21 protein-coding genes are annotated in these 24,728 nt (G+C 34.6%); 18 read left to right on the forward strand and 3 right to left on the reverse strand.

Features of this window, described 5'->3' with window-relative positions; translation table 11 throughout:
• Positions 1-159: 159 nt before the first annotated feature.
• From EUBHAL_RS01520 to EUBHAL_RS01535, 4 genes are all read left to right on the forward strand, one after another.
• On the forward strand, positions 160-450 hold the full coding sequence (locus tag EUBHAL_RS01520) for a hypothetical protein (protein WP_005344006.1): 291 nt from the start codon (positions 160-162) through the stop codon (positions 448-450).
• A gap of 11 nt (positions 451-461) precedes the next feature.
• Complete coding sequence (locus EUBHAL_RS01525; protein ID WP_005344007.1) at positions 462-779, forward strand: WXG100 family type VII secretion target; 318 nt, start codon at positions 462-464, stop codon at positions 777-779.
• Between the two features lie 36 nt (positions 780-815).
• Complete coding sequence (locus tag EUBHAL_RS14610) at positions 816-1,520, forward strand: LytR/AlgR family response regulator transcription factor (protein ID WP_167534378.1); 705 nt, start codon at positions 816-818, stop codon at positions 1,518-1,520.
• Between the two features lie 108 nt (positions 1,521-1,628).
• Positions 1,629-2,969 (forward strand): butyryl-CoA:acetate CoA-transferase, encoded by a 1,341-nt coding sequence (locus EUBHAL_RS01535; protein WP_022169369.1) that lies wholly within the window; start codon positions 1,629-1,631, stop codon positions 2,967-2,969.
• A gap of 297 nt (positions 2,970-3,266) precedes the next feature.
• Here EUBHAL_RS01535 and EUBHAL_RS01540 read toward each other — a convergent pair whose 3' ends face one another.
• Positions 3,267-4,295, reverse strand: a complete 1,029-nt coding sequence (locus tag EUBHAL_RS01540) for a nucleoid-associated protein (RefSeq protein ID WP_005344012.1) — start codon at positions 4,293-4,295, stop codon at positions 3,267-3,269.
• Positions 4,296-4,356: 61 nt separating this feature from the next.
• On the opposite strand from EUBHAL_RS01540, the gene essC reads away from it, so the two are divergent.
• The 14 genes from essC to hisA all read left to right on the forward strand — a co-directional run bounded on the left by essC (position 4,357) and on the right by hisA (position 22,656).
• The gene (essC, locus tag EUBHAL_RS01545; RefSeq protein ID WP_044921435.1) at positions 4,357-8,304 is read left to right on the forward strand and encodes a type VII secretion protein EssC; all 3,948 of its coding nucleotides are present in this window, start codon (positions 4,357-4,359) and stop codon (positions 8,302-8,304) included.
• A complete protein-coding gene (locus tag EUBHAL_RS01550) occupies positions 8,291-8,542 on the forward strand; it encodes a hypothetical protein (protein ID WP_005344016.1) in 252 nt (83 codons plus the stop codon). The genes essC and EUBHAL_RS01550 overlap by 14 nt, the downstream gene beginning before the upstream one ends.
• 16 nt (positions 8,543-8,558) lie before the next feature.
• Positions 8,559-10,304 carry a serine/threonine protein kinase gene (locus EUBHAL_RS14615; RefSeq protein WP_005344018.1) on the forward strand — a complete coding sequence of 582 codons (1,746 nt, stop codon included), beginning with the start codon at positions 8,559-8,561 and terminating at the stop codon, positions 10,302-10,304.
• Positions 10,288-13,767 (forward strand): Ig-like domain repeat protein, encoded by a 3,480-nt coding sequence (locus EUBHAL_RS01560; RefSeq protein ID WP_005344019.1) that lies wholly within the window; start codon positions 10,288-10,290, stop codon positions 13,765-13,767. Before EUBHAL_RS14615 ends, EUBHAL_RS01560 begins: the two co-directional genes overlap by 17 nt.
• 38 nt (positions 13,768-13,805) lie before the next feature.
• A complete protein-coding gene (locus EUBHAL_RS01565; RefSeq protein WP_005344021.1) occupies positions 13,806-15,011 on the forward strand; it encodes an Ig-like domain repeat protein in 1,206 nt (401 codons plus the stop codon).
• A 277-nt stretch (positions 15,012-15,288) separates the two neighbouring features.
• Complete coding sequence (locus tag EUBHAL_RS01570; RefSeq protein WP_022169364.1) at positions 15,289-15,477, forward strand: DUF951 domain-containing protein; 189 nt, start codon at positions 15,289-15,291, stop codon at positions 15,475-15,477.
• Positions 15,478-15,715: 238 nt separating this feature from the next.
• Positions 15,716-16,003: a 30S ribosomal protein S6 gene (gene rpsF, locus EUBHAL_RS01575; RefSeq protein WP_005344024.1), complete on the forward strand. Its 288-nt coding sequence runs from the start codon at positions 15,716-15,718 to the stop codon at positions 16,001-16,003.
• 17 nt (positions 16,004-16,020) lie between these two features.
• Complete coding sequence (locus EUBHAL_RS01580) at positions 16,021-16,509, forward strand: single-stranded DNA-binding protein (protein WP_005344026.1); 489 nt, start codon at positions 16,021-16,023, stop codon at positions 16,507-16,509.
• Between the two features lie 27 nt (positions 16,510-16,536).
• A complete protein-coding gene (gene rpsR / locus EUBHAL_RS01585; RefSeq protein WP_005344029.1) occupies positions 16,537-16,797 on the forward strand; it encodes a 30S ribosomal protein S18 in 261 nt (86 codons plus the stop codon).
• A 119-nt stretch (positions 16,798-16,916) separates the two neighbouring features.
• A complete protein-coding gene (gene rbsD, locus EUBHAL_RS01590) occupies positions 16,917-17,312 on the forward strand; it encodes a D-ribose pyranase (protein WP_005344033.1) in 396 nt (131 codons plus the stop codon).
• Between the two features lie 285 nt (positions 17,313-17,597).
• Positions 17,598-18,431, forward strand: coding sequence for a M48 family metallopeptidase (locus EUBHAL_RS14620; protein WP_049940615.1), 834 nt, complete (start codon positions 17,598-17,600; stop codon positions 18,429-18,431).
• A 556-nt stretch (positions 18,432-18,987) separates the two neighbouring features.
• Positions 18,988-20,556, forward strand: coding sequence for an A/G-specific adenine glycosylase (gene mutY, locus EUBHAL_RS01600; RefSeq protein ID WP_005344038.1), 1,569 nt, complete (start codon positions 18,988-18,990; stop codon positions 20,554-20,556).
• 254 nt (positions 20,557-20,810) lie between these two features.
• The gene (locus EUBHAL_RS01605; protein WP_005344040.1) at positions 20,811-21,620 is read left to right on the forward strand and encodes an MBL fold metallo-hydrolase; all 810 of its coding nucleotides are present in this window, start codon (positions 20,811-20,813) and stop codon (positions 21,618-21,620) included.
• 259 nt (positions 21,621-21,879) lie between these two features.
• A complete protein-coding gene (gene hisA, locus EUBHAL_RS01610; protein ID WP_005344048.1) occupies positions 21,880-22,656 on the forward strand; it encodes a phosphoribosylformimino-5-aminoimidazole carboxamide ribotide isomerase in 777 nt (258 codons plus the stop codon).
• A 169-nt stretch (positions 22,657-22,825) separates the two neighbouring features.
• Here hisA and EUBHAL_RS01615 read toward each other — a convergent pair whose 3' ends face one another.
• A complete protein-coding gene (locus EUBHAL_RS01615; RefSeq protein WP_005344050.1) occupies positions 22,826-24,037 on the reverse strand; it encodes a cobalt-precorrin 5A hydrolase in 1,212 nt (403 codons plus the stop codon).
• Between the two features lie 79 nt (positions 24,038-24,116).
• A complete protein-coding gene (locus EUBHAL_RS01620; RefSeq protein ID WP_044921440.1) occupies positions 24,117-24,608 on the reverse strand; it encodes a prolyl-tRNA synthetase associated domain-containing protein in 492 nt (163 codons plus the stop codon).
• Positions 24,609-24,728 lie beyond the last annotated feature (120 nt).

A 24,728-nucleotide genomic window follows, 5' to 3' on the forward strand; every position in this document is an offset into this window, starting at 1 on the left:
TAAAATACGTCATTTTTATTTTATACATAATAAAAAGTAAACATAATAAAGAAGTACTTATCACAAAATAAACATAATTTGTCAAAAATAGTGGAAATTAATTCCAAATATGTTATAATACTCTTGCAGCAGTTAACCGAGATATGAGAGGAGGCATTTATGGCACAAATTATTGCTTCAACAAAAGAAATATCTAATAAGAGAGAGTCACTGATAGTATTGAGTAATTCCTTAAAGAATAAGATTTCGCTTTTAGAAACTTTGGGGAACAGTCTTAATTCTATGTGGGAAGGCGCTGCAAAAGAGAAGTATGTAAAGCAACTTAAGACAGACATTTCAAAGATGCGGAACTTACTTAAGACAATTTTGGAATTTATATTGATACTAGAGAAGATTATTGCAATCTATAATAAAGCAGAGAAGAAGAATGAGGCGACAGCGGTAAGCTAGGAGGGGGATTTATGGCAGATTTAATTAATGTAACTCCAGAGAAGTTAAAGGCGACAGCAAGTTCTTTCCAACAGGCAGGAAAGGACGTTAAGAAAACTACTTCTGATATGCTTCAGTTAGTGAGGGGAATTAGTAGTTCCATCTGGAGTGGAGAGGCGAGTAGTATATATCTTGGTAAGTTTAATGGATTGGATGCCGATATCGCCAAGATGTGCAAGATGATAGAAGAAGAATCACAGCATTTGACAACAATTGCACAGGAATACCAGTTAGCAGAAGAACAGAATAAACAGGTTGCGGCAACATTAAAGAATAATGTAATTGCTTAGATTGTATAGACAGATGAATAGATTATGCTGTCAGTTATGATTTTTTGTCATGACAAAAGAGAAGGAGATTTAATTGGAAAGATATGTAATCAGTGTGTGGCGCTTATAGATAAAGAGTTTTTACGTAATTTTATCATAAGCGATGAAGAGTATCATCAGGTGAATATAGAGGGAATACAGCCGCCAGATTTACTTGTAGTAGAAATCACAGGTATAGAGGATTTATGCAGAGCGAAACGAATAAGGGGGATTTTCCCGAGAGGACGATTGCTAGTTGTAAGTACTAATCAGATTTCAGCAGAGTCCTATTTAATTCCGGAAGTTTCACCAGATATGCTTTTACTGAAACCATATGTATATGCGAAAGCTTGTAGGATTATATACCGAAGTCTTACATGGTGTTGTAAGGATAAGTGTAGAAAGAAAAAACAAGAAGATATATTAAAGATTCGGACAGGAGGGGAGATTTATTGTTTTCATTATGAAGAGATTCAGTATTTAGAAGCAAGAGATAAGAAGATTATCTTGCATGTAAATAAGTATGAGATTTCTTTTTATAGTTCCTTGCAAAAGTTGGAGAAGAGCCTGCCAGATTATTTTATTCGTTGCCATCGTAGTTATATTGTGAATTTTATGTTTATTCAAAAAGCAGATTTGATAAATGGTGAATTTTATTTGAATAAAAAGACAGTTATTCCAATTTCTCAGAAATATAAGGCCAAATTAGCAAAAATGTTGTAAAAATATAAGGATTCAAGGTTCGATTTAGGTTGACCGAGTTATACAACGGTGGTAGAATATACTCATGATATTTTTTTAACAAGAGCAGAAGTTGTTAGGAGGAGAAGCATGAGTTTCATTAAAGAATATGCACAGAAACTTGTTACAGCAGAAGAAGCGGTTAAGGTAGTAAAATCTCATGATTGGGTAGATTATGGTTGGACAACCGGTACTCCAGTTGCATTGGATGCAGCATTAGCAGCCAGAGCAGATGAATTAGAAGATGTTAAGATTCGTGGTGGTATCTTATTAAGAGAACCAGAGATTTTCAAGGTAAATAATGTAGCAGATCATTTTACATGGAATTCCTGGCATATGGGTGGTTTGGAGAGAAAGGCAATCAGTAAAGGATTTGCATACTATTCTCCATTAAAATATTCAGAACTTCCACGTTATTACAGAGAGAATATCAAGCATTTGAATGTTGCGATGTTCCAGGTTGCTCCAATGGATAAACATGGATTCTTTAACTTTGGACCAAATGCATCCCATATGATGGCAGTTTGTGAAGCTGCAGATGTAATTATCGTAGAGGTTAATGAGAATATGCCTCGCTGTTTGGGTGGATTTGAAGAAGGCATTCATGTTTCTCGCGTAGATTACATCGTAGAAGGCGAGAATCCAGCTATTGGTGAGTTAGGAGCTGGCGCACCACCAACAGAAGTAGACAAAGCCGTAGCACAGCTTATCGTAGAAGAGATTCCAGATGGAGCATGTTTACAGCTTGGTATCGGTGGAATGCCTAATACAGTAGGTTCCATGATTGCTGAATCTGATTTAAAGGACTTAGGTGTACATACAGAGATGTACGTTGATGCGTTTGTTGACATTGCAAAGGCAGGAAAGATTACAGGCTTAAAGAAGAATATCGACAGAGGACGTCAGGTATATGCATTCGGTGCAGGTACTAAGAAGATGTATGATTATCTGGATGATAACCCAGAATGTATGAGTGCACCAGTTGATTATACGAATAGCGCTAAGACAATAGCACAGATTGATAACTTTATTTCTATCAATAATGCAGTTGATATTGACTTATATGGTCAGGTTAATGCAGAGAGTGCAGGTATAAAACAGATTAGTGGTGCAGGTGGACAGCTTGATTTCGTTCAGGGTGCATACTTATCTAAGGGTGGTAAGAGTTTTATCTGTTGTTCTTCTACATTTACATCCAAAGATGGTGTAAAGCATACAAGAATCAGACCTACTTTAGCAGAAGGATCTACAGTAACAGATACTCGTCCTAATACACATTATGTGGTAACAGAATTTGGTAAGGTATGCCTTAAAGGTATGTCTACATGGGAAAGAGCAGAAGCATTAATTAATATTGCTCATCCAGATTTCAGAGATGAATTAATTAAAGAAGCAGAAAAGATGCATATTTGGAGAAGAAGTAACAAATAATAATCACAGCTTTGAATAAGATATCATATGTCGGGAAATTAGCTAAAAAGTAAAAATTTAAGGCAAGATATCAAGAAACCTCTCACACAAAAGATAAACAAACTGCAAGTTTGAGATGATTTTGTGTGGGAGGTTTTTTAATTTAATAAATATTTACAGCTAGAATGTTTTTCAAACACGCTCTAGAATATTTACAAGTAAATAATATTAAAAACAGTAGTGTAATAATTGTGGAAGTATCAATGTAATATTTATTTAGAATCTAATATGTTTATAAAGTTTATTCTGAATGTAATATTACTTTAAAACAAGATTATCAATATTTCTTATGATAATCGTTGATTTACCAGTTACATCTGTTTGAACTTCAAAGTTAGCCAGTTTGTTATAAGTTTCCATTGGAATAGATATTTCAATTCCGCTATCAGTTACCATGACCTGCTTTTCTAATTTCTTTACAGTACTTTCATTGGTGACAGTAAAGTTATCATATTGTAAGTCGTACTGTTCCATTTTTTCATCAAATTCTGATTTTTTTTCTGGACTTTTTCCGAAAAGTTTATTACCTATTTCTTCTATATCGAAAGATTTGTTATCAACGTATTCTTTTTGAAGAGCACTTTTTGTATCCATCTTTGTTTTTAAATCGGCACCATCGTATTTATTAGAAATATTATTAATAACACGAGTAAGAATATTTAACTTCTTTTTTGGAGGAATACTGGTACGGCAGACAAGAAAGTTTTCCGATAAATAATAAGCTTTCTCACCATTTATCTCATACTTTTTCTCCAAAAGCTTTATGTGATAATCGGATAAATTAATAACTACGGCCTCAGGTATTCTTGAAGTTGCAGAAGGAAGCAGAGAATGTGTTTTGATGATGTCTGTATTAATAACAGGATTATCAGGAATCTCGGTGATTTCATGCGTATAGCTTTCCTTGTAATTCATTTTTAAAAGGGCAAGATAGATAATTCCTTCTGCCTGAAAGGTCACGAATAATAAATCGGCAGCGGGTATATCTAATCCTTCTCCCATGGCAACATAGAGTTTATTTGCAATGGCCTGACTGGTTTCAATGAAAGAAGTTTCATCTGATTCATCCCATGTTTCTAAGATGGAATAGATTGGAGAATATTCTGGGTCAAATTCACAGTTTTTGGTATCATCGCTGGAAACAATTTTATAAATATGGTTTCGAATAAAATCATGTAAATCTGGCCCTGGATCTAAGAGAGTATTAGAAAGAATACATTCTCCGCGATTGGTGTCTAAAATATGCAAAATAGCTTTTCTTATAACAATATCATCTTTTGCTATCATGAGGCAGCTCCTTTATTTTTTATTTGATTAAATAGTATACCACTTTAGGAGTAAAGAAGCTATGAGATTTTTAATTTTTATATACGGAAAAAGCAGGATGAAACGCACACAGCTTGTCAGCGGTAAGAGAGCAGAGTGTCATATATTATTACCTAAAGATGATTTCTCTTTGGAAAGGACAGTATTTTTACAGTTTAAAAATATATCTGGAGAATGGTTTATCAAGGAAACAGACTGTTGTCATTTGAAAACAGAAGAATTTTTTCAGATGGGAAAACGGAAAAGTGATGAAGGAATATTTTACAAGTTGTCAATAGGGAGAAAGAATGAACTATCGGTAGGTGGGAAGGATCTTTATATACAGCTTATACGATATAGGAATGACTGGAGCATATATAAGAAATATAAACTTAGAGATTGTCGGATAATAAAAGAGAAAAATATATTCATAATGATGGAGAAAGCCATTAATAGAAAAAATAGTATGGGTATTTCATATGAGTATGGCAAATGGTTCATAGAGAAATGTGGGAATATAGAAATATATATTAATGAAATTTTGTTAGAGAAAAAGCAGCAATTAGAGTTTGGTGATGTTATATGTATTGGAACTATATATTTGTTATTTTTTGAGAACTATATAGCAGTAGAAGCTGGTGAGAGAAATACAGTATCAGATTATTTGGAAGAAGTAATATTAGAAAATGAGATAAAGGGACAAGAGGATGTTAGGAAGAAGGAAAAAAGAGAGATAACTTTTCACAGGGCACCGAGAGTAATGGAAGAATTAAAAAAAGTATCATTAAAAGTTGATGCACCGCCCCAAGTGGATGTACAGGAGAAAAAATCTATATTTATGGATATAGGTACTATCATGAATCTGATGTTTCCAATGTTAGGAATGAACTTATTTTTAATTTATGGAATGAAATCAGAGCAGAATCAGGCAGGAATATATGTATATTCTGGACTGTTTATGGCAGTGATGTCAGCGGTATGTTCTATTTTATGGCTTATGATTTCGAGAAAGTATGAAAAAAGAGAACAGCAGAAGAAAGTTAATAAAGAGCGACTGGCTTATAGGAGATATTTGAATAAAAAAAGTGAATATATCAAAGTGCAGTATGAACGGGTATATAAGGTTTTACAAAGTAGATATTTACGGGCAGATACTTATTTAGATAGCCCATTATTAGATATGTATTTATGGAATCGAAATCTATATCATAAAGATTTTTTAATGTACAGAATTGGTATAGGTGACGTTGAGTTTCCTATGAAAATAGAATTTCCTGAGGAAGTGTTTGGCGATGAGGAAAATATTCTATGGCGGGAAGCAAAAAAGATAAAGGAACATTATGAGATTCTACATCAGATTCCTGTGTTACTCGACATGGGAAGGTATAGTCAGATTGGAATCATAACAAAAGATACGATAGCAGGAATGGAACTTGTAAGAAGTATTATTTTACAGATTGCGTTGTGTAATTGTTATACGGAAGTAAAGATAGGATGTATTTATAACAAAAATAAGGTTATTCAATCGCAGCAATGGGATTTTTGCAGGTGGCTTCCGCATATATGGGATGCCAATAGACAAAAGCGATTTATTGCAGGGAATGAGGTAGAAGCGAGGCGGTTATTCTATGATTTGTTGCAGATTTTTAAAGAAAGAGAAGAGGTATCCATATCCGATAAGTCAGAAAAAATTTTGCCACATTATATTTTATTTGTTGCAGAAGAACAATTTTTGGAAGGAGAAATGTTTTCTAAATATATTTTAGATAGAGGAAAAGAATATGGATTGACAGTTGTATGGCTGGACTCGATGAGAAAAAAATTGCCGAATACATGTAAAATGGTATTGGAAATAAATGGGGGATTTACTGGGCGGTATGAGATAGAAAGGCACAGTCAGAAGAAAGAGAAAATAAATTTTGATTATACGGAAAAAAATATTGCGGAGAAATTAATAAGGAGTATTTCAGGAATAAAAGTGATGGAAATTGAAGAAAAGGCTGGTATACCAGAAGTTGTTGATTTTTTAGGAATGTATGATGTGCACACGATAGAAGAATTACATATAAAACAGCGATGGGAAAAGAATAGAATTTTTGAAAGTGCAAAGGTTTTAATAGGTAAAAAAGCGGGAGATGAACCTTTTTATTTAGATATACATGAGCGATATCATGGACCGCATGGTTTATTGGCTGGAACGACAGGTTCAGGGAAAAGTGAAGTACTTCAGACATTTATTTTATCCATGGCAGTGAATTTTAGTCCGGAAGCGGTGTGCTTTTTGTTAATTGATTATAAAGGAGAGGGGATGTCAGCGCTATTTTCTGAATTACCACATATTTCAGGAAAAATATCGAATTTATCAGATGGGCAGGCATATAGAGCAATGGTATCAATAAAAAGTGAAAATAAACGAAGGCAAAGAATATTTAAAGAATGTAAGGTAAATAACATTAATGATTATACAAGGTTGTTTAATTCGGGAAGTGTAAACGAACCAATTCCTCATTTACTGATTATTATTGATGAGTTTGCCGAATTAAAAAAGGCGGAGCCGGAATTTATGCAGGAATTAATTAGTGTTGCTCAAGTAGGGAGGAGCTTAGGTGTTCATTTGCTGCTGGCAACTCAAAAACCAGGAGGTGTTGTTGACGATAAGATATGGAGTAATTCAAGATTCCGAATTTGTCTTAAAGTGCAGGAAAGGGAAGATAGCATGGATATGCTTCATAACATGGATGCCTGCCAGATTACACAAACAGGAAGAGGATACTTGCAGGTAGGGAATAATGAAGTATATGAGTTGTTCCAGGCAGGCTGGAGCGGGGCTTTATTTCAGCAAGAGGATACGGAAGTGGCAGCATGTCTGGTTCAAACAGATGGAACCATATATAAAAGAAGAAAGAATGCTGAGAAGAACAGAAAGAAAAAGATAACACAATTGCAGGCAATCAAACAGTATATTATACGTTTTGCAAAAGAAAAGGAATATCAAGAGGGAAGAAAATTATGGCTGGAGCCATTGGCGAAGTATATATATTTGAATGAGATTCACAAAGAAATGAATAAAGATAAAAAGTTAAAAGAGAAAAGGCAAAGAGTTGACATGAATAAGAACTTGGAAGTATGTGTCGGTATTTTTGATGATCCCGAAAATCAGGAACAGTCCATATTTTCCTTAAATCTTATGGAAAGCGGACACATAGCTATCTGTGGCAGAAGTGCTTCTGGTAAAAGTACCTTTTTTCAAACATTTCTATTTTCATTATTAAAAGAGAGTACAGCAGAAGAAGTATGTTTATATCTGTTGGATTTCAATGGAAGTGGTATGGACATATATGATTTAATGCCCCAGGTAAAACAGGTTATAAAAGAGGAAGAAGAGGATAAAGTAGAAGAATTATTTGAAAATATAAAAAAAGAAATGAAAAGAAGAAAAAAGAAATTTTCAGGGGGTAATTTTAAGCAATATAAAAATAAGAGCAAAAGAATTGAGAATAAGAGCAATGAAGATAAAAGAGATGTTGGAAAAGAAGATAACGTTTCACTAAATCAAATAGAAAATGAGAAAGAAGAGTTTCCGCTGATTTTAATTATAGTGGACGGGTTTGTTGAATTTTGTGAGGAAACATATCAGAGATATGATGATAGCCTGTATTTGATATTACGAGAGGGGGAAAAGTTAGGAATAAAAGTAATGATTTCGATAGAATCATTTTCTGGAATGTATATTTCTATGAGAATAGCAGAGCTTTTTAAAACAAAAATCTGTTTATATATGAAGGATAAGTATGCCTATACAGAAGTTTTTGATGTAATACAAATTTCTGTATTTCCTAAGGCGGAGATTCCGGGACGTGGCATTGCTTATTATGGAGAGAGAATTTTAGAATTTCAAACAGCATTGGCCTTGAATGTACATAATGATTATGAACGCCGGGAAAAGATAAAAGAAGTACTGAATAGGGGAGTTGCCGATGGTATATGTTGATGTTTTTGTTGCAGGTGTAGGAAAGTGGTATGAGTTTAAATGTGAAGAAACGGCATTGATAAGAGATATCATAAAAGAAATATATGATGTAATACGGGATAAGGAAAGCATTATTTGTGAGAAACAGATAGATCTGGAACTCTATCTGGCATGTATAGAAAACAAACGAATATTACCTCTTGATTTTAAATTAGAGGAAAGCGGAGTAGAGAATGGAAATAGATTAATACTTTTTTGACGGATGTGATGGGGAGATGTTAAAGGCAGGTTTTGTGCTAGATGGAAAGTATAGAATTCTATCGGTAATCGGACAAGGGGGAATGAGTACAGTATATTTGGCAGTACACGAAAGACTAAAGCAAAAATGGGCGGTTAAAGAAATAAGTATGGAATATTGCGAGAATTACGAAATGATAAGCAGGAAGCTAATAGTAGAGGCGGATATTTTAAAAAGATTGGATCATCCAGGACTTCCAAAGATTGTTGACATTATAGAGAAAAAAGATGCTATTTGGATGGTAATGGAGTTTATTGAGGGAAAAACATTAAAAGAGATTTTAAATGAAAGAGGGCGGATTGAAGAAAAAGAGATTTTAATATGGGGCAAACAGTTATGTGAAGTTCTTTCTTATCTTCATTCGAAAAAGCCATCAATTATTTATCGAGATTTAAAACCAGAGAATATTATATTAAAAAAAACGGGAAGATTAGTTCTTATAGATTTTGGGACGGCCCGAGAATATTGTTATAAGAATACGGCTTGTGATGCAATGTATCTTGGAACGAAAGGCTATGCAGCACCAGAACAATATGGAGGTATGGGGCAGACAGATGCGAGGACGGATATTTATTGCCTGGGAGTCACGCTTTATAGCTTATTAACGGGATATAACCCGGAAAAGCCGCCCTATAAGATATATCCGGAGAAATATTGGGGAGAACATATATCTTTAGAAATGAAAAGCCTTCTTTTAAAATGTATACAATCAGAGCCTGAAAAACGGTATCAGAATTGCAGAGAACTTGCCTACGCTTTATCGCAAATAGATTATAAAAAGCAGAAAGAAAAGGAGAACGAGAGAAGGAAAATAATAAAGTTTTTGATTTTTATGATGGTAGGACAGTTATCTTTGATGTTTTGTATAGGGTGTAAAAAGGTATCATTTTGTTATAAGGAAGAAGCAGTTGTAAGATATATAAACATAGCAGAAAAAAGTGAAGATAAAAAGGAAGCCAGTCAATATTATAAGCTGGCATTAGAACTTATACCAGAGGAAAAACTGATTTATCAGAGCATGATAAAGTATTTTATTCGTCTAAATCATTTTCAGATAGAGGATGCAGTAATATTACTTGATCTTATAAATTCTGTCTGTGAAGAAGGGACGGTAATAGAGATCTTTCAAAAACACAATGCGTTGGGATATGCAGAATTTAGTTATGCTTTAGGCTTGGGATATTTCTATGATATGGGAAATATAACGGGAAAAGGAGCATCAGAAAAATGGTTTTGTGAAGCTATTGATACGATGACTTCGCAAGATGAGAATGAAGCGTTTGGCAAGCAAAAGAGAAAAAGAGCAGGTTTATATGCAAAGATAGCTAATTATTATAATACATTTTTGCTTAATGGAACAGATCAAAGTGGAGAAAGAGGAACAGGAGATTTTATGGACTTTTATAAAACGCTCCATTCTCTAAATCAATTTGAAGTGACACAAAAAAGTACAAAATCAGACCTTGCAGCAGCATATTTAATTTCACGGGAGATTACCATAGAAATTATGAATTATGCAGAGCAGTTCTTAAAGGATAGTTCAATAAATAAAAAAATGTTAAATAAAGAATTAGAAAAAATAGAAGAGAGAACAAAGTATTTTATAAAGGAGAAAAAACAAATGGAAGAACTATATCAATTTATGAATGAGGCAAAGCAAAAGATAGAGATAGCAGATAGTTTTAAAGACAAGGAGGATGTGAGGGATGCAGGAGGAACTTAATACACGACTATTACAAAAGATAAGCTATCTGGAAAAAGGTGCGGTGTTAGGGATGATAGTATGCAGTTGCTTTTTTCTGGCGGCAATATTGTATTTTGTAAAAGCGAATGTATATGTAATATTAATAAGTGGTTTGAAAAAGAAAGTAGCTCATGTGAGAAATAAAATAAAGAGAAAAAGAGTGAGACGAATAGGAGACAAGGGGAAAAATGAGATAACGAATAAAGCTTATTTTAAATTAATTGTATTAGCTTTTGTGGGAGTTGGAAGCATCTATACATATAGAACATACTACGTAGAAGCAGCTGTAATCACACAATTGGCAATTGATGAAGATACAGAAGTTATGGATAATACTGCTGGTGACATAGGGGAAAAAAGTCCAAAACTATATTTAGAGTCAAAAGGATGGATTGGGGGAACGGGAGAATTTGCACAATATCTTTTTAGTAAGGATAATAGGACATTTACCATAGGTGTGGAGGAAAATACGTTTCATTCTGACTTAGAAAAAGAGTCATTTTTATTCCAGGTTTCAGAGAAGGAAAGTGGTATTGACCAAGAAGGTTTTAATAAGATTAGACAGTATGAACAAGGGGAGTTTGAAAGAAAAGCTAGTGACAATCCAATCTATCAAAAAACACTTTCTTTTGAGACAGAAAAAAACAGACATAAAGTGTATAGCTTGTATCTGGAATATATAAATAGATGGGGAATGCCATTAATTGGAGATAAAGGAGCGGTAGAAAATTACGGAAATATTTTATCAGGAACTTTCAAAAGTAAAAAGCTGGTGATTGATAAAAAATGTCCGGAGATAGCAGGATTAAAGCTTGAGAAAGCAGATAAAAAGAAGGAAGGAATAAGATTTGCGAAGAAATCTGTCAGTGAAACTTATAATACAGATGAAATATATAATACCGATAAAAAATGCAATACAGATATAACATACAATATAGATGAAGAATGTTATTACAATACGTCAGTAAAAGGAATGATAGATATAAGGGAAAAATACCTTGATTTAGATAGTATACATATCCAGGCGATGCCATTAGATGATAGGGCGAGGGAAGCAGTCAAAGAAAATGAAGCTGAAAGTAATGATGGTATGTTAGACATTTTGGCATGGATACATACTAAAAAAGGAAACTTACATCAAATTTCGTTTGATTTTGCTGTAGAAGGAAAATGGAAGTTTATTCTTGATTGCTCTGATCTGGCAGGAAATAAAGGAGTATCCAATCAGACAGGACAGGAAGGGATAGAGAGTACAGACATTACGATAGATAAGTCGGCGCCAGAGCTATCGGTTGATTATAAAGGCATTATTAACGTTATGGAAGCGGAATCCTCACCGGCAAATATAAATAAAAAATTAAAGAGTAACGGAGAAAAAATTACTTCTTCTGGAAATGAATTATTTATGAAAAGGGAAAATTCGATTGATATTTGCATTGAAGATATGAATTTAGAGGCGGAAAATATAGAATTAAAGTTATATCGTGTAAAATATGGTCTAAATGGGAAAATAGAACAGAACAAAGAATCATGGGAGGAAATAACAGAAAAAATAAAGCAGGAGCCAGAAAAACAAGAATTAGAAAAAGGAGAGCAAGAGAAAAATTCCAAAACAGTAATGCGATATTCTGTTACAAATCTCGATGATGGCCATTATAAACTTATGATACATTGTACAGATAAAGCTGGGAATGTTATGACAGCTGAAAAGAGTAGCGAGACAGAAAGGTGTATTTATAATGGATATTATGAAAGTCCACTCTATACCGTTGATACAAAGAGTCCATTGATAACAAGTGTGATTCTTAACCAGAATGCAGTGAAAAAGATAGGAAAAAGACAGTATTTTCAAAATGCTCCTCAGATTACAATTAAAATACAGGAAGAAAATTTTAATAAGATAAATTTTTCTTTAGAGGGGAAAATGTTTTATTCAAATGGAATGGTTATGGAGAAAGAATGGGAACGTTTTAAGAGCCAGAAGAAAAGCTTACAATGGAAGTCTTATTATGAGGATGGAATCAGAATTAATGAGACAAACATACAGGTAGAAGCTGAAGGAAATTATACATTAAACTTTGGGGTTATTGATAGTGCTGCGTGTGTAGCAAATCAGAAAAACTTGCAGATAACATACGATTGTCACAAACCAGAGATTATTTATACAGGAGTTGATAATGAGAGTGGAGATTTGATTTTTAAAGCAGAAGAAAATGGAGATGATAAAAAGAAAAATACATTGTTATTGTTTCATAAATACCATTTTTTCCGATATTTTAGTAAAAGAAGAATGAATGTTTTCATTCGGATAAAAGATGCTATTAGTGGGATAGAGAGAATAAATTATGCTTTTATTCCATATGAAGAACAACCAATAGATATAAATAAGTTTTCCCAGGTAGAAAGGACAGGAGCAGAGAAAATAAATGATGAATATTTTGAAAAGGAAGATTTGTCAGAGTTTTCTATCACAGTATCTCCTGAAAAAGAGAATTTTAAAGGGTATCTAAAGGTTTATGGACAAGATTATAGCGGAAATGTAAGTGAGATGGTGAAGAGTAAAGGTGCAATTTCGGAATCATTGCAGCTACATAAAGAGACAAGTAATATAACAATGAAAATGCCGCGGGCTTTTTTTACGGATAAAGAGAAGAATATAAGATATTATAATAATACTGTTCCGGTTCAAGCCGTATTTGAAGACACATATGCAGGAATTTACAAGACTCAGTTATATGCCAAAACAACAAAGAAAAAGGATAGTTCAATAAAAACGGGAAAGACAATTATGTGGGATGGAGATAACTTAATTTATCGAAAAAGACAACAGATTGAATTAGAGGCAGATAAATTTTCACAATTTGATGCAGATAATCCGCTGACTATCCAGGCAGATTTAGAAGATAACGCTGGGCATACAGAGAAGAATATATTGAACGAAAAAGTTGTCATAGATAACACAAAACCAGAGATAGAAGTGGTGTATGATCAGAATAATCAGACACAATATTATAATTTTTCAAGAAAAGCAACTGTGACAGTAAAGGAAAAGAATTTTTCACCTGATTTGGTAGTGTGGAATATACAGGGAAGTAATCAAAAATATCAGATTGGAGAATGGAAAAATGTGCAGGGTACCTATGTATGCGAAATTAGCTTCGAGGAAGATGGCAGGGACTATTCGGTAGGGCTGTCGGTAACAGATAAGGCAGGAAATAAGTCTGAGTGGAAAGATAGGAATTATTTTACGATTGATAAGACCGTTCCACAGATTTCTATTCAGATAAATGGAATCGGAAAGCAGGCTGATCAAGTCCCATATTTTAATACGGAACGAATTATTACATTTTGTATACAGGAACAGAATTTTGATAAAAATAAAGTAGAATATAATATAGATGCAATTCATGGGAAAAGTAGAATTACTATAAAAAACCAGTAAAATATCAGGAAGATGGAGACAAATATTATAGCAGGCTGGTGCTAAAGAAAGAGGCAAAATATCATATTCGAGTAAAATGTACAGATAAGGCAGGAAATGTCTCAGAAACAGCAGAGACTAAAGAATTTATAATAGATACAACGACTCCTGCTGTACATATAGCTGGAGTAAAACAGAATGGAATTTATCAGGGAAAGAAGATAATGCCACAGGTAATATGTAAAGATCAGTATTTGGATAGAGAATCTGTGGAGATTTCTTTAAAGAAAATAGATGATAGGAATGTTTTGAAAAAAGAATGGAGTTACGAAAGAGCAGAAAGTGAAAATACAGTACAGGTGCAGTGGGATAATATTAAAAAGACCGAAAATAGCGATGGAATATACTATTTACAAATTAAAGGACAAGATAAGGCAGGAAATAAAATTAAGGATGATTTTAAAGTGGTGTTCCGTGTGAATCAACGGGGAGCGGATTTTATTTTAAGCCACGCATTAAAAAAGAAGATAAATAAATATTATTTGAAAGAAGCACCAAAAATCAAATTGAGGGAACAGTGTGTAAAGCAGACGAAATCAAGGGCGGTTATTTTAAAAGATAATGAAGAGAGAAAGGTGATAGGTGAAAGTAGCATAACAAGTAGTGTGATAGCAGATAAAAAGTCAGAAAGGTATGGCTGGTATGAAAAATACTACAATTTTGCTAAAAAAGACTTTGAGAGAGAGGGGGATTATCGTGTTACATTTCAAGCTGATACGAAAGAAAAGGAGCTTCGGTTTGTTGTAGATAAGACTCCGCCGGTAGTTCATATTGGCAATTTGGATAAACAGATCTATGAAGAGAAAGAGCATGAATTTACTATTCGTGTAATGGATAATTATGCATTTAAAGAACTAGAATTATATATGGAAACTGACAGGGATATATTAGGTCAGAAAGGAACAAAAAAGATTATTATAAAACCGAAAGACTTAGATGAAAATTATATGGTACGGAAGACACTTACAGCAGATAAAAGATATCAGACAGTGCGTTATATCGCAAGAGATAAGGCCGGAAATGTAATAGATTCTAATGATAATGGGGACACAAAGGTTTGTCTTGTAACAGATAGTAAAACGGTAAAAGAATATCAAGAACATAAAAAAGAATATATGTTAATAGGTATTATAAGCACATTGGGAATATTTATCGTAATCAGTGGACTCTTTATTTTTACTAGAAGAAAAAGAAATCTGAAATAAGATAAATATATAAAGAAAATATAGTAAAAGAAAACAGAAAGCATTTTTCAAACACGCTCTAGCGGAAACAGTAAATGAGATAATGGAAGAACAGGAAAGAGTAGCTCAAATAGCGGATGAGATAAAAAAAGGGATAAAATAAGTAAAATAAAAGAAAATAGAATAAGATAGAAAAAGCGAAAATAGGAAAAAGAAGAAGACTTTGACGTAAAAAATATTTTCTGCTATAGTGAATTTTACAGGAAGATTAATTGAAAAAAGAGAAAGCAGGGGAAATATGGAGTTTAAAGTAGGAGAAATTATTAAAATGAAGAAGAAGCATCCCTGTGGTGCTAATGAGTGGAAATTACTCAGAGTTGGAATGGATTTCAGGCTGCAGTGCATGAACTGTGGTCGTGAGGTAATGGTTCCAAGAAAACTGGTAGAGAAGAACTTCCGGGGATATATTCATCAAGATATCGACTAGAGTGTGTTTAAAAAATCAGACTATATAAGCAGCATAGGAGATATTTTAAAGATACATATAATAGCAAAATGAACAAAAAAGAAACAATATAAGAGAAAATTTTATATAATAAAATTTGAAAATGAAACTTGAGTTTGTAAGTGCTTTGTGATATAATGGACAACTGTAATGTGTAAAAATCCTTGTTCTCTTAAATATTTAAGAGAGCCAGAAAGACCAAAAGGAGGTGCAAATGACCATGAATAAGTATGAATTAGCTCTGGTTATTAATGCAAAAATCGAAGATGACGCTAGAACAGATGCCATTGAAAAGATTAAAGCTTTAATCGAAAAATTTGGCGGAGAGATTACTAACGTTGATGAATGGGGTAAGAAGAAATTAGCTTACGAAATTCAGAAGATGAGAGAAGGATATTACTATTTCATCCAATTCGATGCATCAGCTGAGTGTCCAGCAGAGATTGAACGTCGTGTTCGTATCATGGAGCCAGTTATGAGATACTTATGCGTTAAACAGGATGCATAACGAATAGGAGGAATTCCATGAATAAAGTAATTTTGATGGGACGTTTAACCAGAAACCCAGATGTGAGATACTCACAGGGTGAGAAGGCAACGTGCGTAGCAAGATATACTTTGGCCGTAAACAGAAGATTCCGCAGAGAAGGCGATCAGGATGCAGACTTCATTAACTGTGTTGCTTTTGGCAGACAAGGTGAATTTGCTGAGAAGTATCTGAAACAGGGTACTAAGATTGTCATTTCCGGAAGAATTCAGACAGGTAGTTATACCAATCGTGACGGTGTTAAGGTATATACAACAGATGTTGTTGTTGAAGAACAGGATTTTGCGGAGAGTAAGGCAGCTGCTTCCAGCTATACAGGTGGATATCAGCAGCAGGGAGGCTATCAGAGTGCTCCAGAGCCACAGGCTGCACCTGCACCGACAAACCGTCCAGCCCCAAGTGAGGCAGTGAGCGATGGATTCATGACAATTCCAGAGGGAATTGAAGAAGAACTGCCTTTTATTTAGAGTTAAGGAATTTAGGAGGTAATATCAATGGCATATAGCAAAGATCGTGGCGATGCTCCAATGAGAAGAAGAGGTGGCCGCAGAAGAAAAAAAGTTTGCATTTTCTGTGCAGACAAGAATGCAGTAATCGATTATAAAGATGTAAATAAATTAAAAAGATACGTATCTGAAAGAGGTAAGATCTTACCTAGAAGAATCACAGGAAACTGTGCAAAACATCAGCGTGCTCTTACAGTAGCAATCAAGAGAGCAAGACACGTATCCTTAATGCCTTACACAGTAGAGTAAGACATACTAATTTTGCTTGAATATGCCGCGGCAACTATGTGTTTTAGTTACCGTGGCATTTTTTAAAATAGTCAATTGTTCCTGATTTGTAGCGCAATAAGGCGCTTCTGGAGGTAAAAATGAAAAAAAGAGGAATTTTAAACGCGCAACTTTCTTATTTACTCGCAGCCCTGGGACATAAGGATTTATTTATGATAGGGGATGCCGGAATGCCTATTCCTGAAGGAGTAGAAGTAGTAGATCTTGTATTAACTGCAGGAGTACCAACATTTAAGCAGGTATTAGATGCTGTTTTAGATGAAGTACAGGTAGAAGGGTATTATCTGGCTCACGAAATTAAAGAATTTAATCCAGAATTAGAAGAGTACATTAAGGCAGGTCTTCCTGAAGCAGAAGTAGAATACATGCCACATGAAGACTTAAAGAAGTTCAGCGGTAAATGCCGTTTTGCCATCCGGACAGGAGAATTTTCTCCATATCCAAATGTAATCTTAAGAGCTGGAGTGGTATTTTAGATTACTATTTAATTCATTAGACAAACAACAGACGAAGCCATTGCCCCCAATAAGGCATATTTGTGATTTTAGTCGCGGCGGTTTGAATGTTCGCTCATGCGCTCGCATCCAAACCTTGCTCCGAAACCACAAATATGCCTTATTGGGGGCAATGGCTTCTGTGCTGTGGCTGGAAGGATGAATTAAATAGTAATAATATTTTTGTTGAAAGAGACCAAAAAACGCGCTATACTATTAAATAACACAAAAATTATTTTCTATCATCCAGAAGAAAGGGGGAGTCTCGTGTCCAAAATTAGAATTCATCAAGGTTCAAGGGATTTATATGTGAATGTTATCAGTGTGAATTCCAGGTATGTAGATTTTATTATACATAATGATTTATCAATAGATATGAAGGTTCCTGTTGGAATGAGCTGGGAGATGATAGAGCGGTATGTACGCCTGAATGAAACGATGATTTTTGAGGAATATGAGAAGAAAAAGGTTCGAAACCATCAGATGCTTCCAATTACTTTGGATTTGGAGGAAGGAAGAATTGTTTACCGAGGTGGGCTATACCTTCCATTTCTTGGGAAGACAGATGTTCTTCTTAGGATAAAGTATTTATCTGATTTTGATGAGGAAGAAACTAAGATTTATATGGAAGATAAAAAGGATCAGGGTAAACATTTGATTATTAAGACAGATAAGGATAGCCAGGAATTTCTGCGGTATTGTATCATGCGTTATTATAAAAAATGTGCATTGATTATTGTTAAAAAGAAGGTAGAAGAGTTTGCACAGAAGATGGGACTTCAGTATAATCAGGTAATGATAACAGGTCAAAAGAGGCAGTCTCCACTGCGACGGCCACGTCTTTCATATCAGAATATTGAGATTAAGAATCAGCTGACAGTGTGGGGAAGCTGTAATCGTAAGCATAATCTGAAGTTTGACTGGAAGCTGGCAATGCTTCCTATGGAAATTATCGAATATATTATTGCACATGAGCTGACGCATTTAAAAGTTATGAATCATTCGGCTACGTTCTGGAATGAGATGGAAAAGGTGATGCCGGAATATAAGGAATGTCGCAGCTGGCTTGAAAAGCATGGAAAAGAATATGAGATTTTTTAAGAAAGAAGATTTTGATGGCATGTAATTTACATATAAATGTATGAAATGATTAGAAGATAGCAAAGGGAGAAAAACACACTCTGGAGCATTTTTAAACATGTTTTAGCAGATTAAAAGTAGTAAGGATATAAATAAAAAAGTTCGGGAAACCGGACTTTTTTATTTTCTGACGAAGATATAGGAAATTTATGTTATAATTCTGGTATGCCAGATATAACTTTAATTTATAATTTTTTATATATTAAAGTGTATTGGAATAAAAATAGCATTTATATAAGCTGCAATAATAATTTCTGAATTATAAGGTAGTATATTTAATGAATAGTTGCAAATTATAAAATTATTTTAATTTATAGTTAAAAGTTATAGAAATATAATAATACTTGAAAAAATGAGGATTATAAGAAGCAGAATAATGCCTAGAAAAATGAGGATTATAAGAAGTACAATAATGCCTGAAAAAATGAGGATTATAAGAAGCAGAATAATGCCTGAAAATTAGAAATTATAAGAAATATAAAGGGTAAGATTTAATAACAAAAGGAAAATATTGATTATGAAACTAGACGAAACAAAAAGACAGAAGATTATTCATCCAATTCCGCCTCTTTATGATAAAGATTCAAAAATTTTGATATTGGGGAGTTTTCCTTCGGTGAAGTCCAGGGAAGAGGCATTTTTTTATGGACATAAGCAAAATCGTTTCTGGAAGCTTCTGGCGGGAATTCTTTCGGAGAAAAAACCGGAAACTGTAGAGGAAAAGAAGGATTTCCTTCACAGAAACTGTATTGCGGTGTGGGATGTGATTCATAGCTGTGATATTATAGGATCATCTGATAGCAGTATTCGTAATGTAGTGCCAAATGATTTATCAGAGATATTGGAAAGTGCGGATATCAGGCAGATTTACTGTAATGGTGCGAAATCATATGAGTATTACCGAAAGTATCAGGAAAAAGAAACCGGGAGAAAGGCGAAGAAACTTCCCTCGACAAGTCCGGCAAATGCAGCATTTTCTATAGAAAAATTGACAAATGAGTGGAAGGAAATCTGTGGCCCATTGCAAGTGGCACCAGCGGGTATCGGGGGAGTTTTGCTTAACTGGTATGATTATAATGCAAGGATTTTGCCGTGGAGAAGTGATCCGACACCGTATCATGTCTGGATTTCTGAAATTATGTTACAGCAGACCAGGGTGGAGGCGGTTAAAAAGTATTATGACCGCTGGATGGAAAGTCTGCCGGATGTGAAAGCTTTGGCAGAAGTTCCTGATGATGAACTTATGAAGCTTTGGGAGGGACTCGGCTATTATAATCGTGCTAGAAATTTAAAGGCGGCCGCAGTTCAGATAATGGAAGAGTTCGATGGAGAAATTCCGTCAGATTATTCCAAATTGTTATCTTTAAGAGGGATAGGGGAGTATACTGCAGGCGCGATTGCTTCAATTGCATTTGGTATTCCAGAGTCTGCCGTAGATGGAAATGCCCTCAGAATTTTTTCAAGAATTCTTGCAGAAGATGGGGAGATAAATAAAACTTCAGTAAAGAAAAAAATAACACAGGAAGTAAGGCGTGTTTTGCCAGAAGAACGTCCGGGAGACTTTAATCAGGCATTGATGGATCTGGGATCTTCGATTTGTATTCCAAATGGAGAACCATTTTGTGAAAATTGCCCATGGGAGTCTATTTGTAAGGCACATAAATACGGTCAAGAAACAGATTTTCCAGTGAAAGCAAAAAAGAAACAGAGAAAAATTGAAAAAAAGGCTGTATTTTTAATAGAAGTATCTGATAAGATTATTTTGCACAAAAGACCAGAGAAAGGGCTTTTAAGTGGATTATGGGAATTGCCTAATCTTGATGGCGAGCTTTCTGCAAAAGAGTTATCTGAACAGATGAAAAAATGGGAAATCGGAGATTATATGATAGAGCCATTGGGTGAGGGAAAACATATTTTTTCTCATGTGGAATGGCAGATGAGGGGATATCGTATTCAAATGAGAGACATTTCAGAGAAACTTTTAGAAAAGGAAGAATGGATTGCCGTATCAAGAGAAGATTTAGAAGAAAAATATGCAATTCCTTCAGCATTTGAATGTTATCGGAAACAAATTTATCGGGGATAGATTTGAAAGAAACAATTCTTGCTGAGGGATTATAGAAAGAAGATTTATTGAGAGTAGGCTTGAGAAAAACAATCCTTATTGGTAGGCTAGAAAAGTAGATTTACCAAGAATAAAATTGTAAAAGATAGTCATTATTAGTGTGTATAAAAACAGATTGATAAAAATAGATTTATTTGATAAAAACGCACTCGCTAAAAAGTAGAAAAACATAAAATAAATAAGAAATAAAAATAGAGTTATGGAAAGGAAACATTATGGAGAAATTAATCGTACTTGGAACGGGAAATGCTTCTGTTACAAAATGTTATAATACTTGTTCTATTATTCAGGATGAAAAGGGAAAATATTTTATGATTGATGCCGGAGGTGGAAATGGGATTCTTACTCAGCTTGAAAAAATGAATATTCCGGTTACAGAAATTCATGATATTTTTCTTACGCATGAACATACCGACCATCTTCTGGGAATGATCTGGATGATTCGTGTTATCGGACAGGCAATTCAGAAAGGAAAATATGAAGGAAATTGTACGATTTACTGCCATGATGGGCTGGTGAATGTGCTTAAGACAATTTGTGAGCTGACATTAGTTAAGAAGATTACCAATCTTATTGGAGACAGAATTATTCTCTGTCCGGTGCAGGATGGAGAGGAAAAACAGATTTTAGATTATAAAGTGAAGTTTTTCGATATAAGATCTACAAAGGCAAGACAGTTTGGATTTGTGACAACTTTAAATAATGGAAAGCGTCTTACATTTTGTGGAGACGAACCATACCAGGAGCATTGTTTTGAATATGCATATCAGACAGACTATTTCCTTCATGAAGCTTTTTGCTTAGATGGGGAAAAGGACGAATTTAAGCCATATGAAAAACATCATGGTACGGTAAAAGACAGTGCAGAGCTGGCGCAGGAATTACAAGTGAAGAATCTGTTATTATGGCATACAGAAGATAAAAATATTCGTAAGAGAAAATCTCTTTATAAAAAAGAGGCAAAAAAATATTATAAAGGTAATGTGTATGTACCATATGACAGGGAGATTATCGAATTAAAATAATAAAAGCTGATATTTACAATATATTGATTTATTAGCATACTTGATAAAATAAGCATACTTGATATACTGATGGCATATGGAAAACATATGTAATATTTTCAAATGAAGAACATTTGGTACTTTCTTTTTTAAATTAAGAAGCACCCAATTTAATAAGGAGTAGTTTAGAAAATTGAGTGGTAATTATTGATAGTTTAATTGATAGATAATTCATATTGTTGATAGAAAGGCAAATGAATAAAAATGAAAGGAAAAGTTTATGAAATTCAGACCATGTATAGACATACATAATGGAAAGGTAAAACAAATTGTCGGAGGGAGTCTTTTAGATAAAGGAGATTACGCACAGGATAACTTTGTTTCCGAAAAAGATGGAGATTTTTATGCTAAATTATATAAAGATGCAGGTCTTGAAAGAGGGCATATCATCCTTTTAAATCCAGCAGGCAGCCAGTATTATGAGGAAGATGTACGGCAGGCATGTCTGGCTCTTTCTGCTTATCCGGGAGGGCTTCAGATTGGTGGTGGAATGACCGCAGAGAACGCAGCATTTTTTCTGGAACAGGGGGCTTCACATATCATTGTGACTTCTTATGTTTTTAAGGATGGAAAAATTAACTATGAAAATCTTGAAAAAATAGTTGCAGTAACTGGAAAGGAACACCTCGTTCTCGATTTAAGCTGCCGTAAAAAAGGAGAGGATTATTATATCGTCACAGACCGCTGGCAGAAGTTTACGGATGTAAAACTTACCGAAGATGTATTATCTGAGCTCGCTGATTACTGTGATGAATTTCTTGTACATGCGGTAGATGTAGAGGGAAAAGCAGGTGGAATCGAGGAAGATATTGCCGCATTACTTGGCAACTGGAATGGAATTTCGGTAACTTATGCAGGGGGTGTAAGCTCCTTTGAGGATTTGAGAAAATTAAAAGAACTTGGGAGAAATAAGGTGGATGTTACTATTGGAAGTGCACTCGATTTGTTTGGCGGGGAAATGCCATTCTCCAAAGTATTAGAAGAAATAAACTTCTGATTTGTGAGGCTGCGGAGCAGACGAACTCCTGAAGATAAATAAAGCATATTTGTGACTTTAGTCGCTGCGGTTTGAATGTTCGCTTACAGCGCTCACATCCAAACCTTGCTCCGAGGCCACAAATATAGGGTATCGGCTCTCTTTGGAAGCGTCTCCTTTGCTGCGCAACTCAGGATTTTTCTTTCGAAAGAGCAATGGTAATTCCCTTATATTTTGCCTTATCCCGAAGAATTTCTCCCTTGCCAGATGCCAGATAAGAGCAGGCTGTAGAAACAGATAACACCCCCGTCTGGCTGGCAACAAATTCAGAAGTTGCGATGCCGAGTTGGCTGATATCCAATTTTTCAATTTTTTCGGTAGGTATGATTTTCAGTGGCACGTTTAAATTTGCGGCGGTTCCAATGATTCCAGGTTCATCAGATTTCAGAGGAATCGTCGCAATGCATTTTAGAGAAAGAGGGTGGAGGCCCTCTTCTTTTAATGTCTGTAAAAGTGCTTCTTCAATCGGCTTCTGTTCCATGTTTCTCTTGCAGCCAATGCCAGCACAGATAGTACGCGGGCGGAGATAGAGGATTGGGGCTGAAGAAGGGATAGTGGAGCATTCATTTAGAGAAAATCCTTCATCAATTACTACAATCGGGATATCAGATTCAATATTATCGATGTTAGTAGAGGGTGACATGATAGGAGTTGTTTTGACATTTTTATCATCGGTTACTGCAATATTATATGTTTCTATATGACTGGTTATAATATTTTTTGATCTTAAATTTGCATTTAAATCTTCTGTTTTAGTATTATTTTTATTTCTTATATAGATTTTGAAAAAATCAGAAAGTGAAAAAATATCGATCATTCCTCGTTTCTGTTCTTCTGCTAATTCTGGATAAAGTTCCTTTGCATTTTTATTAGTAAAGACATTTACCTTTTTACCAGCAAGTAAAGCACCGCTGATATGCTTTAGCTGACCGATATTTTCGATTGCCATATCATATTTTTTTGCAAAAGTATCAAAGGAGAGTTCGCCTGCGACATCGGTTGCTGTGGTGATTACAGCTTCGCCGCCGGAAATGGCTGCCATTTCACGGGCAAGATCATTTGCACCGCCAAGGTGACCGGAAAGTAGGCTGATGGCATGTTTCCCTTTCTGGTCTAAAACGACAACTGCCGGATCACTCGTCTTGTGGACAATGAGTGGGGCGAGAATACGCACAACGATTCCGGTTGCCATGATACAGACGAGAGAATCGTATTTGCCAAAACCTGCTCGAAGGTTTTCTTTAAAATTTTCTTTATTATAAATATCACCGGGATGAGCGGTAGCAAGTTTGTGGGCGAGTTTCCCGCCTTCATCGGTGAGGTAAAAGTAAGCGGTGTTCATAGGTAAATCCTTTCGTTTGCTATAAATATACCCCCACGCCGGTTTGGCAATGGGGGTAACTATTATACAATAGTTGCTGTTAATCTAAAGATACCAGTGTCACATCATGCTCATGTTCTTCGATAATACGGATTAAATCCTCTGTTTTGAGCCATACAGTAGCAGTATTATCATTTGGATGAACTCCAACAAGACCTGGTTCTTCAAGAAAATGTTTATCAAGATAAAAATGTACTTTCTTTTCCGTATCATTTAAGATTCCAAGAGGTGTTACAGCACCAGGAATCAGCCCCATAATGTCCATAAGATTTTCTGCGGAGGCAAAGCTTAATGGGCGGGTTCCGTTGGCCTTTCTAAATTCTTTTAAATTGACGCGCTTATCTCCGCGAACAGTGATAAGATAAAAGTTTTTCTTTTTATCATCACGAACAAAAAGATTCTTTGCATCAGCCTCAGGGTAAGGGGTATCGACTTCGGCAAGTTCAGCCATGTTGTAGACGGCTTTGTGCTCTGTAATCTCGTGCCAGATATTATTTTCTTTTAAGTAATTGTAAATGTCCTGTTTATTCATAATAGAGTTGTCTCCTTTTGATTTCATAAATCTCTATTTGATTTTGAATCAGCCTATTGTTATTTAAGAAAAAAATCCAATTTTGCAGTACTTATAGATGTTCAACTTAAATTTGTTGTA

Source organism: Anaerobutyricum hallii DSM 3353 (assembly GCF_000173975.1).
GTDB classification, from domain to species: domain Bacteria; phylum Bacillota; class Clostridia; order Lachnospirales; family Lachnospiraceae; genus Anaerobutyricum; species Anaerobutyricum hallii.

Coding starts and splice junctions, on each gene's coding strand:
- EUBHAL_RS01520 (WP_005344006.1), top strand. CDS start 160: ATGGCACAAATTATTGCTTCAACAAAAGAAATATCTAATAAGAGAGAG.
- EUBHAL_RS01525 (WP_005344007.1), top strand. CDS start 462: ATGGCAGATTTAATTAATGTAACTCCAGAGAAGTTAAAGGCGACAGCA.
- EUBHAL_RS14610 (WP_167534378.1), top strand. CDS start 816: ATGATTTTTTGTCATGACAAAAGAGAAGGAGATTTAATTGGAAAGATA.
- EUBHAL_RS01535 (WP_022169369.1), top strand. CDS start 1,629: ATGAGTTTCATTAAAGAATATGCACAGAAACTTGTTACAGCAGAAGAA.
- EUBHAL_RS01540 (WP_005344012.1), bottom strand. CDS start 4,295: ATGATAGCAAAAGATGATATTGTTATAAGAAAAGCTATTTTGCATATT.
- essC (WP_044921435.1), top strand. CDS start 4,357: ATGAGATTTTTAATTTTTATATACGGAAAAAGCAGGATGAAACGCACA.
- EUBHAL_RS01550 (WP_005344016.1), top strand. CDS start 8,291: ATGGTATATGTTGATGTTTTTGTTGCAGGTGTAGGAAAGTGGTATGAG.
- EUBHAL_RS14615 (WP_005344018.1), top strand. CDS start 8,559: ATGTTAAAGGCAGGTTTTGTGCTAGATGGAAAGTATAGAATTCTATCG.
- EUBHAL_RS01560 (WP_005344019.1), top strand. CDS start 10,288: ATGCAGGAGGAACTTAATACACGACTATTACAAAAGATAAGCTATCTG.
- EUBHAL_RS01570 (WP_022169364.1), top strand. CDS start 15,289: ATGGAGTTTAAAGTAGGAGAAATTATTAAAATGAAGAAGAAGCATCCC.
- rpsF (WP_005344024.1), top strand. CDS start 15,716: ATGAATAAGTATGAATTAGCTCTGGTTATTAATGCAAAAATCGAAGAT.
- EUBHAL_RS01580 (WP_005344026.1), top strand. CDS start 16,021: ATGAATAAAGTAATTTTGATGGGACGTTTAACCAGAAACCCAGATGTG.
- rpsR (WP_005344029.1), top strand. CDS start 16,537: ATGGCATATAGCAAAGATCGTGGCGATGCTCCAATGAGAAGAAGAGGT.
- rbsD (WP_005344033.1), top strand. CDS start 16,917: ATGAAAAAAAGAGGAATTTTAAACGCGCAACTTTCTTATTTACTCGCA.
- mutY (WP_005344038.1), top strand. CDS start 18,988: ATGAAACTAGACGAAACAAAAAGACAGAAGATTATTCATCCAATTCCG.
- EUBHAL_RS01605 (WP_005344040.1), top strand. CDS start 20,811: ATGGAGAAATTAATCGTACTTGGAACGGGAAATGCTTCTGTTACAAAA.
- hisA (WP_005344048.1), top strand. CDS start 21,880: ATGAAATTCAGACCATGTATAGACATACATAATGGAAAGGTAAAACAA.
- EUBHAL_RS01615 (WP_005344050.1), bottom strand. CDS start 24,037: ATGAACACCGCTTACTTTTACCTCACCGATGAAGGCGGGAAACTCGCC.
- EUBHAL_RS01620 (WP_044921440.1), bottom strand. CDS start 24,608: ATGAATAAACAGGACATTTACAATTACTTAAAAGAAAATAATATCTGG.